Raw genomic sequence first — 17996 nt, forward strand, 5'->3', positions numbered from 1 at the left:
ACAACACTTAGCGCGCAGATCACTTGGAATCTCCGCGCATCTTCGCTTGGCGCAATCACTGACATCAGCATTGGCGACGAGTTTGCAAGGACGGCTCATCATGGGCTATGGCAAGTCAGATCGCGAGCGTATGAATACCTTCAGGCGCAGTCCCCATCCTGCTCAGACCCCGCGGATGGCAAGCGCGACATCGGCGGAGAACGGCGGCACATCAAGCTTCAGCCAGCCGTCCGAATTCGCTTGCCATTCCGCTGTTTGCCTGCCGGCGTTGGTATCCCAGGCGATGACGCGATAGGTGCCGCGAGCCAACCCGGGCAGCTGCAAGGCGGCCGGAACCGGCGCAGCGCCGGCACGCAGCATACCGTTTGGCCCGATCGTGTCGCGGCGAACTAGCCAGACCACTGCCTGAGAACCGTCAGCGCAGGCAACAGCCGCGGCGTCGGGACCGGAAACCCGCATCCTGTTGCCGAGATGGGCACGCCGGAACGAAACCCAGTCGATCAGAGGGAGGAAATCGGCCAGCGAACCCTGCGCCCGCCGCATGCCGGGGGTGAGCACGTGCGGGGTGCGGTTTGGCCACCGCATGCCGCCACCGGCGCCCCCCGCCGCCAGGTGAGCCCATTGCAAATGGCGGAAATATTCATCATCGAAAGGTTCCGGAAGCGTGATCTTCTTGTCCTTGAACGAGTGGATCGGTCCGTGCTCGGAATCGAGAAAAGGGCGGCCGTCACGGATTTCGCCGAGCGCCTCTCCGACGATCCGCGCCATGCCGAGCGCCGGCGCCACCGTGTCACTGGGGTCATCGATCGTGCCCTCCTCGTAGAGATGGAGGGAGGCGAAGTCGAGGTCTGGGTGGCGGAAGATCGGCCCGGGCAGCGGCATGTGGGGCCGCCAGCGAAGCTCAGGTCCGAACAGCGAGACGGTCTGGGGGTGAGAGCGGCCGTAAAGTGACGTTTCCAGCCGGCGCACAAAATCGCTGAGATCATGGATAAAGTCGCCGAAGCCATCCGCGCTGCCCTGAGACTGCTCGGGATGGATCTCGTTCCAGAGGTCCCATGCGAAGAGGGCTCCGCTGCCGCTCCATCTGCGAACCACGAATTCCAGCCGGGCCTTGATCGCGCGGCGCGTCTCGGCGCAGACCAGGAATCGCGACGGGTGGTCCAGCACGCCTCCGTTATTGCGGTTGTAGGGGTGGTGGCGCCAGTGGAGCCACTGCCAGAACGTATCAAAGGGGGTGAGCAGGATTCTTAAGCTTTGTCTTTCGCAAAGACGAAAGAGGTCGTCCCACAATTGAACCATAGCCGGCACGAAGCGGCCCTGCGGCTTCTCGAAGTAGCGGTGGCGAACCTGGGCATATTCCAGCATCAGCCTGAGGCAGGTGACACCGCTTTCCTTCAGCCAACGGAGATGGCTTTCCACGCCGGCCATATCGGCGCGCCGGAACAGGCCATTGAGTTCGGGCCAGCTTACCGCATCGTTCTGCCCAATCGGCGTCCATGACTGGCCGTTCTCGGTGACGAAATAGGAACCGGCCACCTTGATCCAAGGCAGGCCCGCAGCCGATCTCGGCGCAGGGTCTTCCACTTCGCCGACCAGCGGTATCGCCAATCTAATATCGTTCAAGGCATGCTCGAATTTCGTCCGCAGAGCAGTATAACTGCCGCGGTGGCAAAATGTTTCGCCGGGCAGCGGATGTTCTCCGTACAGCAACTCCGGACTGCAGACTGAAGAGACGCCCTCCTCGGCAGGAACTCCGACGCCGCCCCCTCATAACCGCGCGCGCCGTAGCGTATCGCAATGTCGACTCCGTCCCAGATGATCGTCGGTCTGTCACCAGATAAGTTGCAGGCCGCAGAACGCACGCTAGGTGCGGATCGTCGTGTCAGAACCCTCGCCGCCGACGTGACGAAGGAGGCGGAAATTGCATGGCTGTTCGACGAAGTCGGGGCTTTCGATCGTCTCGTCTCGACGGCCGGAACACCGCCGCGGGCGATCCCATTGATCGTACCGACATGGATTCCCATTGATCGTACCGACATGGATGTAGTGCGCCGCTTCGTCGACAAAGAGCAGGTCGCCCGCCGAACCAGAAATATCTCAGCCGAAGGGAACCTCACGCTCGCAGGCAAGTTCGGTACGCGATGTGGGGGAGATTGCGCCATCTCATCGGTTTTATCGTTGTCGTGCTTGCGATCTTCTCCTTCCTCGCATTCCATTAGGAGGGACTATGCAGCGCGACGACGATCAACGAGGCTCGGCTTCAGAGCCCCAGTCTGTCATCCTGAGGTCGCCCTGCTCACCGGCAACACCTGGACTCGGCCCCGCTCGCGTTCGCTTGATCAACATTCGTCGCTTGCACCCGTACAACTCAGAGGCGACGTGATGGCGGCCCGAATGAAATTGTGGTGGGGGTCGAAACTGGCAATGGTCGATCGCCTAGCAATGGCCGATGGCCTAGTGGGAGCTCTGGCGCGAGTCTTGGCCGACGGGTCGCACGTATGAGCAACGAGCCGGCACGTCCGCCAGGCGCATGCCCGTCCGCGTTTGCCAGCTTCTTCATGGCTGGTTTCGAGTGTTCATCGCATCGGCGCGGCGACGGAGTGCGCCTTGATTTGATTCGCGCGACCGCACACGATAAACACGCTCTCGCCGACTATCGCAGTTGTGCTGCCCTTGGGCTTCATACGATCCGCGACGGCTTGCGCTGGCACTTGATTGAAACTGCGCCCGGAGTCTTCGACTGGTCGGGTTGGATCTCAATGATCGAAGCAGCCCACGCGGCGGGGGTGCAGGTCGTCTGGGATATCTTCCACTATGGCTCACCAGATCACGTAGACCAAGGCGCCCCAGATTTTATAGAGGCCTATGTCCGCTTCGCCGCTGAAGCTGTCCGGGTCCACCGCTCCGTCACGGGAGTAGCTCCCTTGGTGTGCCCGATCAATGAGATCTCATTTTTTGCATGGGCGATAGAGGTCGGCTATTTCCCACGCGTGGGGCCGAAGAAGCGGGGATGGTTCAAGCGACAGCTGGTGAGGGCAGCGGTTGCCGGCGCCAAGGCGATGCGCGATGCCGAACCTGGTTGCCGGTTCATATGGGCTGAACCGCTAATCCATGTTGCGCCCCGCGATCGTAGTCGTGCCGAGCAGCGGCGCGCGGAAAATGTTCGTCAGGGCCAGTTTGAAGCCTATGACATGCTGACGGGACGTGCCGAGCCCGAATTGGGCGGCAGCGAGGACTGTGTCGACGTCATCGGACTTAACTTTTATCCGCACAATCAATGGTACTTTCACGGGCCAACGATACCGATGGGCCACCACGAATATCGGGCGCTTTCCGACATGCTAGTTGAAGTCGCAGAGCGCTACAGAAAGCCCATGTTCATCGCCGAGACAGGCGCTGAAGGATCAGGCCGGCCGGCATGGCTCCATTATGTTTGCGATGAGGTCCGTGACGCAATGAGCCGTGGTGCCCCGGTTCAGGGTATATGCCTGTACCCGGTGACCGCGTATCCCGGCTGGGACAATTCGCGCCACGCGGAAGTCGGCTTGTTCTCTACGATTCATGCCGACGGTTCGCGCAGTCTTCGCCAGCCGGTTGCCGATGAATTGGATCGCCAGCGCAGATTGTTCGCGGCAGGTGTTTCGTAGCGGTCGAAGAAGGAGCGGGCTACGTCAGTAGGTGGGGAACTGCTCCGAATGTTGGCCGAGCGTCGTCCGCTGCGCAAGCATCTGCACTGTGCCGTTTGCCGGCAGGCTCTGTTGAATGCGCGCGAACGTCGCCAAAGCCTGACCGACAACCTGATCCATATTGTAGTAGCGGTACGTGGCCAGGCGCCCGACGAACCACACGTCGGGGCACGCCGCCGCCAGTGCTTCATAGCGTTTGTACAGCGCCTCGTTTTCCGCCCGCGGCACCGGGTAATAGGGATCGCCGATATCGGTTGGATATTCGTAAGTCAGGCTGGTCTTCGGGCTCTGCTGACCGGTCAGATGCTTGTACTCGGTAATGCGGGTATAGTTTTCCGTCTGCGGATAATTGACAACGGCGACCGGCTGAAACTGCTCGCAATCAAGCGTCACGTGCTCGAATCGCAGTGACCGATAAGGCAGGCGACCAAGGCTCCAATCGAAATATTCATCAATCGGCCCGGTGTAGATCAGCCGCTGAAAGGGGATCGTGTCGCGAATTTCGCGATAGTCGGTCTGCAGCATGATCTTGATCCTCGGGTTGTCCAGCATGCGCTGGAACATGCGAGTATACCCGCCAGCCGGCATATTCTGGAAAGTGTCGCCAAAGTAGCGATCATCGCGGTTGGTCCGGGTAGGAACCCGCGCAGTCACGGACTTGCTTAGTTGGGCCGGATCGACGCCCCACTGCTTCCTTGTGTAGCCGCGAAAGAATTTTTCGTAGAGTTCCCTGCCAACGGTGCTCACAACCACGTCTTCGGCGGTCCGGACCTCCTCGACCGTTTCTCGCCGGGATGCGAAGAACTCCTCCAACTGCTCGGGCGTCAATTCAAGACCGTACAGGCGATTGATCGTGTCGAGGTTGATCGGTATCGGCAGCAGTTTTCCGTCGACCGAAGACAGTACGCGATGTTCGTAAGGCCTCCATTCGGTGAACTGCGAGAGGTAGTCGATGATCGATCGGGCGTTGGTGTGGAATATATGCGGCCCATAGCGGTGGACCAGAATCCCCGCTTCATCGTAACAGTCATAAGCGTTGCCGCCGATGTGATTTCGCCGGTCGATGAGCAGGACGCTTTCCTGCCGTTGCGATGCGATGCGTTCGGCGAGCACGCTGCCAGCGAAGCCGGCGCCGACAATCAACCAATCGAACATGGTCAGGCTCCCCGGCGCAAAGGCACAATGCTTTTCATTGCATAGGCGCGCTGAATATGGGCAGCCATTGCGTCCCACGTTCGTTCCCAGGACATGTTAGCGAGGTAGGCATCGACTTCCTTCAACAGGAAATTCCGGGGACGTGACAGAAGGGACCGAAGCTTGGTTTCGATGTCTTCGGCGTCAACAATGTCGACCAGGCCTTCGGCACCATAGGTGCGCACGACGTCCACAATCGCCGTGGAGACCACCGGCAGTCCGGCGGCCAGGAACTCAGGAGTTTTGGTCGGGCTGATATAGCGTGTCGCCTCATTGAGCGCGAAGGGCATCCAGCCGGCGCTCCAGTGCCTGAGATAGCCAGGCAGGTCGGCGTAGGGCTTGGCACCCAGCCAATGCAAGTTACTTGCGCGCGGCAGGCTTAGCGGGTCGATCTTGACCACCGGGCCGAGCATGACGAAATGCACTTCGGGCATTGCCGCAGCCGCCTGTGCGATCATTTCAACGTCGAGCCGTTCGTCGATCACGCCGAAGAAGCCCACTCTCGGGTGAGGTATGTCTGCCTGGTCTACAGGGTCATCGCCGGGCTCTCTTGCATTGTGAAAATGCGCAATGTCGATGCTGCTTGGGAAGGGAAAGATCGACTTATGGAGGCTTCGCTTGGCCTCGTACAGACTCTGCCCGCCCGTGAACACGACATCAGCGCGCTGGAACAGCGCTTTTTCCATCTGCGTCAACTCTGCCGGTGCGTTCTTGAAGGCGGAGAGTTCATCCATGCAGTCGTAGACGCATACATCGCAGGCTACATGGTCACTGAAACGCAGCGCCATGGGCGTGTAGTACCATATAGTCAGCCGGTCATGCGGAGTTGAGTTGACGATCTTGTCGACGAATCTGCGCTGGATAGCGTCCTCCTTTGTTGCGGAAATGCCGGCCGGAAGAACCGGGGTTACGATTGTGATCATTGCAGATCGAGCGTTCACCCGCATCGAAGGATAGCGTATTTCCTCGTAGATCGGCTCCTCAAAGTAAATTAGCTGCTGCTGTTTTGAGGCGTGCGTCAGAATATGCTGCGGGCGCTGGTGTACGAAATCCCACCTGAGGTGAGAAAAGCAAAGTATAATAGACGATTTTATGGGGGTAATTGATTTATTTTTTTTGCCACCCGCTATTGTCATGTAAGAAGCCTCTTTGGTTATAGCCTGTAATTCTCCCGATTAACATATGTTAATCGAAGCATGCTCCTAATAAAGCCTTCATCCGCACATCTAACTTTCATTTGAGTAAGTTGTTCCACGGATTTTAATTGGCTGTAGCCGCCGAGCCGGCCACTTGCGTAATTGTTCGAAGAGAAGCGGCGCTGCTACCAACACCTGACGGACATGTCGCCTCGGCCAAGGCGGGGGCCCTTGCAGCTTCAGATCTCGCCAAATGTGGCGCATTGCCACAGAACGGCTGAAATCCGCTCAATCGTTCAACCACCATTCATGAGCGCAGGTATAAGAGTTAACGAGCCGCGCATGATTCGTTTTGGTCGCCACAGATGGCCGAAGAGGGCAGCCACCGTGAGAGAGCCGCAAGGAATGAAGTTCAACTTTGAAACCAACGTCTTTCCGTTGTTTCACCCGCAGTCCGTGGATGATCTGAAGGATCCCTGTCCGGTGTTCGACGGCGCGCTTTGGCACGTCTTCGGTTCCAGCGGCACTGTCACGACCGAGAGCTGGAATATACTACATGCCACGGCTCCGGACCTTTACGGGCCGTGGACCGAGCATGAGGCGCTCGACTTGGCGGTAACTGGATCGGGCATAGCGGCGCCCGGCGTCATTCATGAATGCGGCGTCTTCCATATGTTTATCCAGACCGAATTCATGAAGTCGGGGGGACGTTGCGAGCATGCGGTTTCCAATGATGGCTTCAACTGGGTGGTGCTGAATCCGGCGATATTGTCCCTGCCGGACACCGATGAGGACGGTATCTACGATCCCCATCCGGCGATTATCGGCGGCAAGCGCTACATCGTCTATTCAGGCATGCCTAAATTCACCAGGGTGCCGCAGCCTGATATCTATCTGGCGCGCAGCCAATCCGATTCCTGGTTCGGGCCATGGAAACGTCTCGGCAAGATATTGGACCATCTCGACGTTCCCCATCACAATGCGCGCGAGCATCCGGACTACGAATGGGGGATCGAGGGCGCCCAACTGGTCGAATTGCCCGACGGTCGCGTGCTTCTCAACGCCACCTGCTTCCTTCCCGACGGTCCGCGCGGAAGTCGTCAGCGCGTATTCTTCGCCATCGCCGACGACGTCCAGGGCCCCTACGTGTCGGTCGGCCCGGTGCTTGACCCTGGTGAGCCTGGGGAGAACGGCCATTCGACGGTGATGATCGAGGGCGGGAAACTGACTTTGTTCTACCAGAGCAGACGTGAGGCAACGAACCATCGCTGGCGTTTCGGACTGGCTAGGTGCGACCTGGATCAGCAAGTCCTTTCACGAGTCGCCTAACAGGGACGACCAGCCCACTTCAGATAATCATCTTTGTAATCGGGTTGCTGCCGCGTGCCGAGCAGATCCTCAATCAATCCAGATCGGTCGACTTAGCCGAACGTCGCAGAGACTACGAGGCCGGCGGTTGGACAGGATTTGACGCCGAGGCGGAAGACTATACTCCCGACGAGATCGAGCGGGATCGGGCTCGTGACCTCAACCGCCTCTGATCGAGGAACCCCGCTGCCCGAAAGGTAGCGGGGAATTCTCACTCTCTTCATAGCCAATGCGACAGTATCAGATTCCGCGGAACCAAGGAGGTAGCGGGGCATTTCTGCCTACCGGTGCTTTAATGGAGGCGACGATGGGTTTCTTCAGCAAACTGCTCAAGAGTTTCAAAACAGCAAACCCTGCGAAATCGAGCAGCGGAAACATGCAGAAAGACACCGGCGCCGGGCCCGCTTTGGCGGCGCATTCCAAGGATGCCAAAGCAAGCGGGAAGGCTGGGCAGAACGCATCGGCAGCCACCAAGAAGAGGTGAGACGCCCTGGCGTTCAAAGCGTAGCGTCATCAAAGTGGATGAAGTCCGCCGAGTCGATCGAGCCGTCGTCGCAAACAAGCCAACCGCTTGGTTGGCCTTCATTGTCGATGTTTGGCCAATGCCGCGCCACGAACCCAAAGAGCGAGGTGTCGTTAAACCGATGTTTGGAATCGAAAAGTCTCGCGAGATGCCGATCCCCGCGGTCGCCCTAGCCATGCCCTGGCCGTAACGCGGCTAACGGTGCCAACCATCCTGACATGAATGTTCCGACAGTCGTGCTACGGTGAGAGCGCGGCCGGCCGATGTTTACGACACCGATCTGCCAGCCTGCCATGAAGTGAAGAGGAGAGTTCACCATGTCCAGGATCAACCGCCGCACCTTGCTTCTCAGCTCTGGCAGCGCCGTCATCGCCTCGACGGTAGTGGCAACGGCTTTCGCAACAGAGCCGCGACGCCGGGACCGGGAACCGTCCCGCGATCTGCGGGCGCTGATCATGGCGCACAAGGCAGCGTACGCGGCGTTCGGCAAGGCAATCCACGAAATGGACGGCAGTAACCGCGACCGCGATAGAGCCAGCCGGGCCGAGGAAAGGGCGCTGCTGGCTGTATGCGCCTATCCTGCGGTCAAGGAGGGCGATCGCCGGGCCAAGGCACGATATCTTCTGAAGATCGAGGCGCGCGGCGAACTCGACCCGGCAGAGCACATGCAGGCTCTTCTCCGCTCGACGATGCGGAAGGCATAGAACCGGCTTCCGCGTCGCGCCTTAATGCGTTGCAGTCAACTGTGTCAACCACGGGAACGAGCAAGGAGCGCCATCTCCAGACCTTCTCGAATGTGGTCCCGTACGTCGCGGCCTGCCGTTACAGACCTCCGCCCTGAGGCAAGAGCACCGTCAAACCCTGACCCTCCAAGACATTCAGTTGGGCGCACAACGGCCGCCAGCGAAACCCTGGCTCTTCCTGGTTTCGATGATCTCGCCGTCGGGAAATCGTGCGTTAATCATACCTTCCTTCCGCCCCGCCTGGGGCCTGCTTTCACAAGGGTATGCGCCCGCCGTATCAAGATATTGCCGGAAACGTGACGACGAAGCAGGCGCCGCCGCCGGACGGCGATTTGTGGTGCACGGTTGCGCCGTGATGCGAGGCGATCTGGCGCACCAGCGACAGGCCGAGGCCCCAGCCCCCGGCCGTCTCGCTGCGGCCCTGTGGTCGGAAGAACGGCTCGAAGACGCGCTCGCCGGTACCTTCCGGCAGGCCCGGTCCGTGATCGCGCACCTGGAGCACCACAGAGCCGCCTTCGGTTCCCACATGCGCGCTGACCGGCGGACTGCCATGTCTCTGCGCGTTCTGCATGAGATTGCGAACCAGCCGCGTGAGCAGTGTCGGGTCACCCGACACGACACCGGGCTCGCCTGAGACGTCGACGCCGGAGCGCGCGCCTTCCTCGGCCGTGAGCGCCAGCAGATCCACCGGCTCCACCCGTTCCAGCTTCTCGATATGGTCGAGCCGGCTGGCGAGCAGGATTTCCTCCACCAGCGCGTCGAGTTCGGCGAGGTCGCGCACGATCTCGTCGCGCACCGGGCCGCTTTGTCCGTCCGCGTCGAGGTCGATCGCCATGCGCAGGCGCGCAAGCGGCGAGCGCAACTCGTGGCTGGCATTGGCAAGCAGCGAGCGGTGCGCGGCAAGCAGCCGCTCGATCTGCTCGGCGGCGCGGTTGAAGCTCGCCGCCACCGCCGCCACCTCATCGCTGCCGCGCACGGCGACGCGCGTGTCGAGAGCGCCTGCGCCCCAGCGATCCACGCCTGGCGCAACGCTTCAAGGCGGCGTGTGAGATGACGCACGACCGGAAAGGCGGCAAGCCCTATCATCGCGGCGATCAGCGCGAGAAAGGCAAGTGGGCTGCGGCCGGCCGGGCCGAACGGCATTCTCAGCCGCGCCGCGATCACCCTTCCGTCCGGTTGCCGGCTGATCAGCAGGTGTTGCCCGCCGGGATGCATCCTGCGCCGGGATCCGATCTCTTGCGGGGGATCGGCCGGCCGGCCGCTGCGAGCAGCCGACCCTGCGGACCGTAGACGGAGATGTCGGCATCGAAGGCCGCGGAGAGGCGCTCCACCGTCGGCTGCAGCAAGGCGGGGTCGGTGTCCGCCGGCAGCATCGCCTCGATGAAGGCGTCGCGCCGGCCACTCCAGCCAGCATGTTCGCGTTCCTGGCCCATGCGTACGAAGATCGCGCTGGCGATCGCCACTACGGCGAGGCTGACGAGCACGGTGAGATAAATCTTGACGAAAAGGCTGTTGCGCATGGCGATCTGTCACCGTCCTAGAAACGGGCAAAGACATAGCCCGCGCCGCGTACCGTAATGATGCGGCGAGGATGTTTCGGATCGGTCTCGATCGCGGCGCGGATGCGCGAGACATGCACGTCGATCGACCGGTCGAACGCTTCCAGTTCTTCGCCCTTGACCATGTCCATGAGCTGCTCGCGCGACAGCGTGCGCCCGGCATTTTCGGCGAACGCCACCAGCAGGTCGAACTGGTAGCTGGTCATCGGGCAGTCGCGCCCGTCGACGCGGGCCGAGCGCGACGAAGGGTCGATCTCCAGCCGTCCGAAGCGCAGGATGCGCGGCGAGGCGTTCGCGCCGGCGTTGCGGCGGCGCAGGATTGCCTTCAGCCGCGCCAGCAACTCGCGCGGATTGAACGGCTTCGGCAGATAATCGTCGGCGCCTATTTCCAGCCCCACGATGCGGTCGGTCTCGTCGCCTCGCGCCGTCAGCATCAGAACCGGCACATCGGAGTTCGCGCGGATGCGCTTGAGCGCCTCGAAGCCGTCCATGTCGGGCAGCATGACGTCGAGAACCACGGCATCGGGCGACAGCCGCGCGATCTCGGCAATGCCTGCGCCCGCCGTCTCCGCCGCTCGCACACGAAAGCCGTTGCCCGTCAGATATTCCGCGAGCATGGCGGACAGGCGCCTGTCGTCGTCGACGATGAGAACCTGGTCCGCCATGCTCGTTTGTTGCTCCGATTCGAAACTGTGCCGGTACAGAGCTTACCAGCGGCGGTGCCAGCCGCGATCCTCGAAATGTTCGACCAGCTTCGCCCGCTGCTCGGCCGTCAGCACCTCGGCGGCGTCGAGCAGCGCCGTCGTCAGCTTGCGCGAGGCCTCGTCGACCGCCGCGACGCGCTCGGCGCGCAGCTTCTCCGCCGCCTCGCGGTCGATGGTTGCGGCACCGAGCAGCTTGGCGACATCGTCTCGCGTGTCGCGGAAGCCGCGCATGATCGGGCGGACATCGTCGTGGAGCTTGTCCATGATCGCCTCCAGCTTGTCTTCCTGCTCGGGCGTGGCGTCGACCTCCTCGAGCATGCGCTCAAGGTGATGCCCGCCGAAACCCGGGCCGCCGAACCCCATGTTGTGGCCGAAGTTCGCCTTCGTGTGCATGCCGGGCCCGCCGTCGCCCCAGCTCATGCCGAAGCGCTGCATGCGCCCGTAATCCTGGCTGAGCGCGCCGAGACGCCGACGCCGGCAAGCGCCGCTATCGCAATGCCGCCTATGGCGATGCGCTTGCCCCAGCCCTTCTTCCGCGGCGCGCCGGAGAGGCCGGCCGGTTCCTGATGGTTCGTTTCCATGACGCTGGTCCTTTCGATCATGCGGCATCTCTGCCGCGACTGGGCCAGACTAGGAGAGCAATGTTTCGGCCGTTGCGGGCGAATGTAAAGTTATGTGAAGCCGGCAAAGGCGCTATTGCGGCGGGGAGGCGGGAGTGCTGCGGAAGGTTCTCCACCCTTCCTGAAACCCCGTGGTCTTGAGTTTGATCTGATCGATGTGGCCGTAAGGGTCATCTTTACGGTTTGCGAACAGGAAGGATGAGCCAACTACGGACATCGCCAAGCCACTACTCGGATGTCGCGTTTGGGCCGTCAGCGGACCGTCCGCAATCAGCGCGGAACTATCAGAAAGCGGAATTAGCGACAGCAGCAGATCACTCACTTCATCCCGACAAACGACGCGCGGTGACCAGACGGGCGGGACGCCAAGCGTGTCGTCACGAAGCCGCGGAACGCCGCCAAGCGGCGTCCCGCGGTTTCGTTCCCAAACCTAGTTCTTGACCACGTCCTCCAGGAAGAACCGGCCCAGCGGATTCTGGTAGAAGTTCTCGATGTTCTTACGCGAGACGTTGATGAACGGGCTGTAGTACAGATCGATCCAGTTGACGTCCTCTTTGGCCATCTTCTGCAGGTCGGTGTACATTTGCTCGCGCTTGGCCGGATCCATCTCGGTGCGTGCGGCCGCGACCAGCTCCTTGACCTTTTCGTTGTTGTAGCGGGTCATGTAGTTCATGTTCGCGTCGTGGCCGAGCACGAAGGTGGTCTTCTGGTCTGGGTCCAAGATGTCGTTGGTCCAGTAGTTGACGCCGAGGTCATAGTCGCCGGCCACCAACATGTCCCATTCCTGGCTGGGGTCGACCTTCTGTATGTTGACGGTGACGCCGGCTTTGGCGAGCTGCTGCTGCAGCAGCACGGCCGTCTGCTCGACGATCTCGTCGCCGGCGCGCACGACGTAGTTGAGCGTCAGGTCCGAAGCCCCGGCGTCGGCCAGTATCTGCTCGGCCTTTTCCGGATCGTAGGGCCGCTTCAGATTGTCGGCGTAGTAATAGAGCGCGCCCTTCGGGACGTAGGAGTTTGCAACCTCGCCGTAGCCGAACGTTACCGTGTCGACCACAGCCTGCTCGTCGATGGCCATGTCGAGGGCCTGCCGCACCTCCTTCTTCGCCAGCGCGCCATGCTCGTGGTTAATCAGCAGGTGATCCTCGCGGGTCGACGGGTCTAGATGGACGGTGAGGTTGGAATCCTTCTGCAGTTCGGCGACGCGCGAGAATGGCACGAAGATCGCGGTGTCGAGCTGGCCGGCCTGCACGTTCAGCATGCGGGTGTTGTCGTCCGGCACGGAGATCCACTCGATGCCATCGAGACTCACACGATCGGCCTCCCAGAAATGCGGGTTTTTCGCCAGGATGACACGGTCGCCGCGCCGCCATTCCGTGATAGTGAAGGCGCCGGAGCCGACAGGCGCTTCGGCATATTTCTCCGGACCGAGCGTCTCGAAGCCCTTCTTGGAAAGCACTGAGGCGATCGGGAAGGCCAGCGTCGCCAGGAATGGCGCGGTCGCCTGCTTGAGTTTGATCGTGACGGTCTTCGGATCGGTTGCCTCGACCGTATCCATCACCTTGAAGGGATCCGCCCATAGCGAGCCTTCGTCGTCCCTGATGCGGGTGAGGCTGAACACCACGTCGTCGGCCGTCAGGTCGGAGCCGTCCGAGAACTTCGCGTCGCGCAGCTTGAGCGTATAGGTGAGGCCGTCCGGGCTGACCTCCCAGCTCTCGGCGAGACCGGGCTCCAGTTTGGTGCCGGTCTTGTCGACGCGGATCAGCACGTCATAGACGTTTGCGAACACCCACAGATCGATGTTCTGGGCGGTCTTGATCGGATCGAAGGTGGTCGAGTCCTCGCGCCGACCGATCGTCAGTATGCCGGCGGCTTCTGCGAGCGTCGCCCCCAGGGACAGGCTGGTCATAACGGTGACCAGGCCGATGCGCATCCATTTGCTTCTTAACATCCGTATTCCCCTTCTGGTTTGCCTCTGGTTTTCAGTTTGCGACCCCGTCGGCCTGCGCGGTCGCCATCTTCGAGGGAGCAAGCAGCGGCTTGTCCGGATCGATATGCGGAACGGCGGCGATCAGCGCGGCGGTGTAGGCATGCTTCGGCCGGGAGAACACCTCCTCCGACCGACCTTCCTCGACAATCGCGCCGCGGTGCATCACCACTACACGCTGGCAGAGATTACGCACGATGGCGAGATCGTGGGCGATGAATATCAGCGTGAGCGACATACGCTCCACCAGTTCGCGGAACAGCTCCACGATCTGCGCCTGGATGGTGACGTCGAGGGCGGCCACGCATTCGTCCGCAATGATCAGTTTCGGGTCGACGGCAAGTGCGCGAGCTATGCCGGCGCGCTGGCATTGGCCGCCGCTCATCGTGCGCGGCTTGCGGTCGAGGAACGCGCGCCCCAGGCCGACCAGGTCGAGCAGTTCGCCGCAGCGTGCTGGTATTTGCGCGGTCTCGATCTTGCCCTGTACCCGCAGGACCTCCGCCAGCATCTTGCCAACGGTAAGATGAGGGTTGAGGGCGTTGTAGGGGTCCTGGAAAACCATGGCGGTTTGGCGTCGCAGCCTGGCGAGGACTGCGCGACCCGAGGCGATGTCCGCACCATCGAAACGTATCGTGCCTGACGAGACCGGCGTAAGGCCAAGGACGGCGCGCGCCAGAGTGCTCTTGCCGCTTCCGGATTCGCCGACAAGCCCGACCGTTTCGCCCGGCATGACACGGAGCGTGACCTCTTTGACGGCATCAACCGCGCCTCGCCGGAACAGGCCGCCGGTGGCGAAGCGTACATGCAGCTTCTCGATGTCGACCAGCGGCACCGCTCCGGGTGCCTGGCGCTTCCCAGTCTTTTCCGGCATGTCCTCCTCCGGCAGCGAGGGATGACTGGCGATCAGCGAACGGGTATAGGCGTGCGCCGGCGCCGCAAGCAGACCGCGCTTCTCTCCAACCTCCACCAATCGACCTTGCCTCATCACCGCGATGCGGTCGCAGACTTGGGCGACAATGCCGAGATCATGGGTGACCAGGATCACCGAGAGTCCACGCTTGGCGCGGATGTCCATCAGAAGCCGCAGGATCTGCGCCTGTATCGTCACGTCGAGTGCGGTCGTCGGCTCGTCGGCGATCAGGATCCTGGGATTGCTCGATAGCGCCGCGCCGATCATGGCGCGCTGGCGCATGCCGCCGGAGAATTCGTGCGGATAGCTATCGTAATGCCGAGCCGGATTCGGAAACCCGACCTGGGCGAGGATATCCACTGCCGCGGCGCGCGCCGCCCTGGCGTCCAGCCGCTGGTGAAAGCGGATCCCCTCGGTGATTTGGTCGCCGATCCTCATGACCGGGTCGAGATGGCTGCTCGGATTCTGGAAGATCATGCCGATTTCGCCGCCGCGCACGGCGAGCATCTCGGCCTCCGGCGCAGTCGTCAGCTCACGCCCGGAAAGTGTGATCGAGCCGCCGCTGATCCTGAGCCGGCTCGATGGCAGCAGCCTAACGAGGGAGCGGCAGAGAAGGCTCTTGCCCGACCCGCTCTCGCCGACCAGCCCGAGCACTTCTCCCGGAGCGAGGTCGAGCGACACGGCGTCAAGCAGGGTACGCTCCCCGCCGTCACCGTCATGGACGACCGTCAGGTCGGTGATTTTGAGCAGCGCCGCGATCATTCGTGAACCCCGAACAAATCGGCCAGCCCGTCGCCGATCATGCTAAAGGCAAAGGCGAGCGTCACGATCGAAAGCCCCGGGAACAGCGTGATCCACCACGCGGTGGTGACGAAGGCTTGGCCTTCCGCCACCATCACGCCCCACTCCGCGACTGGCGGCTGAACGCCGAGCCCGAGATAGCTGATGGCCGCGCCATTCAGCAGGACGAGGACCGCGTCGGACATCGCGAAGACGACCGAGCCGGCAGCGGCGTTGGGCAGGAGGTGCCGGAACATGATGCGCGTGCGGCTGAAGCCGAGGCTGACCGCGGCAACCGCGTAGTCGTGGTTCTTGAGCACGAGCATCTGGGCGCGGACGAGCCGCGCGTAGGACACCCAGCCGACGAGGGCCATGGCGATGTAGAAACTGGCCAGGCCCGGCCCCAGGATCGCAATGATCGACAGCATCAATACCAGGAACGGGAAGGCCAGGATGATGTCGACCAGCCGCATGAAGATGGCGTCGATTATCCCGCCGAAGAAGCCGGCTACCGTGCCCAGCGTGGTGCCGATGAGAAAGGGAAAGATGACGCCGATGACGGCGATCTTCAGGTCGATGCGCGTGCCCCAGATGACGCGCGAGAGGATGTCGCGGCCGAAATTGTCCGTCCCGAACAGGTGCAGCCAGGACGGCCCCTGGAGCCGTGCTGTCGCCTCCTGTGCGATCGGATCGTAGGGCGCAATCAGCGGCGCGCCGAGCGCCAGGACGACGAACGCGCCAAGCAGAAAGACGCCAGCCGCCAGCGTGCCGCGGCGGCGAAAGCGGCCGCTCCTACCGAGCGCGGGGGCGGCAAAGGGCTCGCTCACAGCTTCACCCTCGGATCGAGAGCCACCGTGACGATGTCGGCCAGGAAGTTGATCAGCACGGTGGCGCAGGCGAAGACCATCGCCACGCCCTGCACGACCATGTAGTCGCGCGAGAAGATGGCGCGCACCAGCAGCTGGCCCATGCCGGGCAGCGCAAACACGGTCTCCACCACGACGGTGCCGCCTATCAGCCAACCTATGTTCACGGCGAGAAGGTTGACGGTCGGCACCAGCGAATTTGGCAGCACGTGGCGCCGGAACACGATGCTCTCCGGCATCCCGCGCGCGCGTGCGGCAGTCGCCACGTCGGACCTCAAGCCTTCGACCATCGCCGCACGCAAACTGCGCGCCAGAACGGTCGACAGCGACAGCGACACAGTGAGGCTCGGTAGCACGAGATGCGCAAGCTTTTCAGATAGCGTGTTGCCGTAACCGGATACCGGGAGGATGGCGAGTTCGACGCTGAATAGGATGATCAGCATCAGGCCGAGCCAGAAGGGTGGGAAGCCGATGCCCATGGTGGAAACGATGCGGATCACCTGGTCCGCCAGCCTGCCGTGATTGCGCGCCGCAATCGCCGCCACCGGCACGGCGATCAATACCGAAAGCACCACGCTGCAAAGCACCAGCATCAGAGTAGGCTCGATGCGCGTGGCGATCAGCTTCAGCACATCGATCTTGTAGAGGATCGAGCGCCCCATCTCGCCGTCCGCGAGGTTGCGCAGGAAGTAGAAATACTGGGCGAGCAGGGGCTCATCGAGGCCGTACTGCGCGCGGATGCGAGTGATCGCTTCCGGGGTGGCGCGGGTCCCGAGCAGAACGCGAGCGGGGTCGCCAGGGATCAGCCGGACAAGGATGAACGTGATGACGCTGATGCCGAACAGCACCGGCAGGAACTGAAGCGGGCGGTATAGAACGAACCTATAGCGGTGCATGGCCCTGAGGGGTTTCCCCGTCCGCTCCCTTCCACCTGCATTCCGCCTGCATCAGCCTGCCTTGTTGCGCGAGAGGAACCCCAAAAGGATCGGATAGTATGCAGCCGGGTTCTCGTAGAAGGGCATGTGACTCGCATTCGGGATGATGTGCAACTCCGACTGCGGCAGGCCAAGCTTCATGCGAAGACCACAAGCTGGCGTCAGTTCGTCGTGCTCGCCATGCATGATCAGCACCGGCACCTTGATCCTGGGCAGGTCGGGCACCCGGTTCCAGTCCTTGAGATTGCCGATATAGAGAAACTCGTTCGGACCTTGCATGGTCGCGTAGGGTCCCATGTTCCAGTCGTCTAGCGAGCGGCGCACCGGCGCCGGCCATTCGGGCAGGCGGCAGACATGGCGGTAGTTGAGGATCGTCACCGCCGCCATGTATTCCGGATGATCGTAGGTTCCCTGCGCCTCGTGCTTCTGCATCATCGATACGGTCTCGGCTCCCAGCGAGGCGCGCAGGCGTTCCAGTTCCAGCACAAGATGTGGCATGTCGGCGACGGTATCCTCGAGGATCAACGTCTGCAGGTTCTCCTGGTAGGCAAGCGCATAGTCGATCGCCAGCCAGCCGCCCCAGGAATGACCCAACATGTGGACCTTGCCGAGCCCTAGCCTCTTGCGAACCGTCTCGGTCTCCTCGACGTAGCGCGCGATAGTCCACAACGAGGCGTCCGTCGGCCGGTCGGAGTCGCCGGTGCCAAGCTGGTCGAACGCCACGACCCTGTATCCCTGATCTACCAGGCAGGAGTGCGATTCGCGAAGGTAGTCGCAGGGCAGGCCAGGTCCGCCGTTGAGGCAGAACACCGTCTCGCTGCCGGAGCCGAAGCTGTAGGCGACGACTTTAAAGCCGTTGACGTTTACGTCGATGCGATCGTCGGCCGCCATCTCACGCCACATGATACGCTCCGAATGCACAGCTTTTAGGCATGCTCATATTTTAAGCGAAACGTTGTGAGTGCGTCAGCTATAAGAAGTGATAGGG

At 61.9% G+C, this 17996-nt stretch carries 16 protein-coding genes and 1 pseudogene; 4 read left to right on the forward strand and 13 right to left on the reverse strand.

Annotated elements, in window-relative coordinates:
• Positions 1–162: 162 nt before the first annotated feature.
• Positions 163–1623, reverse strand: a complete 1461-nt coding sequence (locus E5W87_RS23585) for a hypothetical protein (RefSeq protein ID WP_292402939.1) — start codon at positions 1621–1623, stop codon at positions 163–165.
• Between the two features lie 875 nt (positions 1624–2498).
• Between E5W87_RS23585 and E5W87_RS23590 the strand changes: the two genes are divergently transcribed.
• On the forward strand, positions 2499–3647 hold the full coding sequence (locus E5W87_RS23590; RefSeq protein WP_292402942.1) for a beta-glucosidase: 1149 nt from the start codon (positions 2499–2501) through the stop codon (positions 3645–3647).
• A 24-nt stretch (positions 3648–3671) separates the two neighbouring features.
• Here the strand turns inward: E5W87_RS23590 and glf are convergent, their stop codons facing one another.
• On the reverse strand, positions 3672–4841 hold the full coding sequence (gene glf, locus E5W87_RS23595; protein WP_292402945.1) for a UDP-galactopyranose mutase: 1170 nt from the start codon (positions 4839–4841) through the stop codon (positions 3672–3674).
• A 2-nt stretch (positions 4842–4843) separates the two neighbouring features.
• On the reverse strand, positions 4844–6016 hold the full coding sequence (locus tag E5W87_RS23600; protein WP_292402948.1) for a glycosyltransferase: 1173 nt from the start codon (positions 6014–6016) through the stop codon (positions 4844–4846).
• Between the two features lie 405 nt (positions 6017–6421).
• On the opposite strand from E5W87_RS23600, the gene E5W87_RS23605 reads away from it, so the two are divergent.
• The 3 genes from E5W87_RS23605 to E5W87_RS23615 all read left to right on the forward strand — a co-directional run bounded on the left by E5W87_RS23605 (position 6422) and on the right by E5W87_RS23615 (position 8611).
• Entirely contained in the window at positions 6422–7345 is a 924-nt protein-coding gene (locus tag E5W87_RS23605) for a hypothetical protein (protein ID WP_292402951.1), read from the forward strand.
• A gap of 346 nt (positions 7346–7691) precedes the next feature.
• Complete coding sequence (locus tag E5W87_RS23610; protein WP_023801603.1) at positions 7692–7868, forward strand: hypothetical protein; 177 nt, start codon at positions 7692–7694, stop codon at positions 7866–7868.
• A 356-nt stretch (positions 7869–8224) separates the two neighbouring features.
• The gene (locus tag E5W87_RS23615; RefSeq protein ID WP_292402955.1) at positions 8225–8611 is read left to right on the forward strand and encodes a hypothetical protein; all 387 of its coding nucleotides are present in this window, start codon (positions 8225–8227) and stop codon (positions 8609–8611) included.
• Between the two features lie 316 nt (positions 8612–8927).
• On the opposite strand, the gene E5W87_RS23620 is transcribed toward E5W87_RS23615, so the two are convergent.
• The 10 genes and pseudogenes from E5W87_RS23620 to E5W87_RS23665 all read right to left on the reverse strand — a co-directional run bounded on the left by E5W87_RS23620 (position 8928) and on the right by E5W87_RS23665 (position 17911).
• Positions 8928–9668, reverse strand: coding sequence for an ATP-binding protein (locus E5W87_RS23620; RefSeq protein ID WP_292402958.1), 741 nt, complete (start codon positions 9666–9668; stop codon positions 8928–8930).
• Positions 9669–9837: 169 nt separating this feature from the next.
• Positions 9838–10170 (reverse strand): hypothetical protein, encoded by a 333-nt coding sequence (locus tag E5W87_RS23625; RefSeq protein ID WP_292402961.1) that lies wholly within the window; start codon positions 10168–10170, stop codon positions 9838–9840.
• A 17-nt stretch (positions 10171–10187) separates the two neighbouring features.
• Positions 10188–10874 carry a response regulator transcription factor gene (locus tag E5W87_RS23630; protein ID WP_292402963.1) on the reverse strand — a complete coding sequence of 229 codons (687 nt, stop codon included), beginning with the start codon at positions 10872–10874 and terminating at the stop codon, positions 10188–10190.
• Between the two features lie 42 nt (positions 10875–10916).
• A pseudogene (locus E5W87_RS23635) lies at positions 10917–11494 on the reverse strand (Spy/CpxP family protein refolding chaperone).
• A 112-nt stretch (positions 11495–11606) separates the two neighbouring features.
• The gene (locus E5W87_RS23640; protein WP_292402965.1) at positions 11607–11855 is read right to left on the reverse strand and encodes a hypothetical protein; all 249 of its coding nucleotides are present in this window, start codon (positions 11853–11855) and stop codon (positions 11607–11609) included.
• A gap of 108 nt (positions 11856–11963) precedes the next feature.
• Positions 11964–13463: an ABC transporter substrate-binding protein gene (locus E5W87_RS23645; RefSeq protein WP_292402980.1), complete on the reverse strand. Its 1500-nt coding sequence runs from the start codon at positions 13461–13463 to the stop codon at positions 11964–11966.
• Between the two features lie 49 nt (positions 13464–13512).
• Positions 13513–15189 carry an ABC transporter ATP-binding protein gene (locus tag E5W87_RS23650; protein ID WP_292402968.1) on the reverse strand — a complete coding sequence of 559 codons (1677 nt, stop codon included), beginning with the start codon at positions 15187–15189 and terminating at the stop codon, positions 13513–13515.
• Positions 15186–16034 (reverse strand): ABC transporter permease, encoded by an 849-nt coding sequence (locus E5W87_RS23655; protein ID WP_292402971.1) that lies wholly within the window; start codon positions 16032–16034, stop codon positions 15186–15188. The genes E5W87_RS23650 and E5W87_RS23655 overlap by 4 nt, the downstream gene beginning before the upstream one ends.
• Entirely contained in the window at positions 16031–16969 is a 939-nt protein-coding gene (locus E5W87_RS23660) for an ABC transporter permease (RefSeq protein ID WP_292402974.1), read from the reverse strand. The genes E5W87_RS23655 and E5W87_RS23660 overlap by 4 nt, the downstream gene beginning before the upstream one ends.
• Positions 16970–17020: 51 nt before the next feature.
• Entirely contained in the window at positions 17021–17911 is an 891-nt protein-coding gene (locus E5W87_RS23665; protein WP_292402977.1) for a proline iminopeptidase-family hydrolase, read from the reverse strand.
• Positions 17912–17996: the final 85 nt, after the last annotated feature.

It is taken from the genome of Mesorhizobium sp., from assembly GCF_004962925.1.
In the GTDB taxonomy this organism is placed as follows: domain Bacteria; phylum Pseudomonadota; class Alphaproteobacteria; order Rhizobiales; family Rhizobiaceae; genus Mesorhizobium.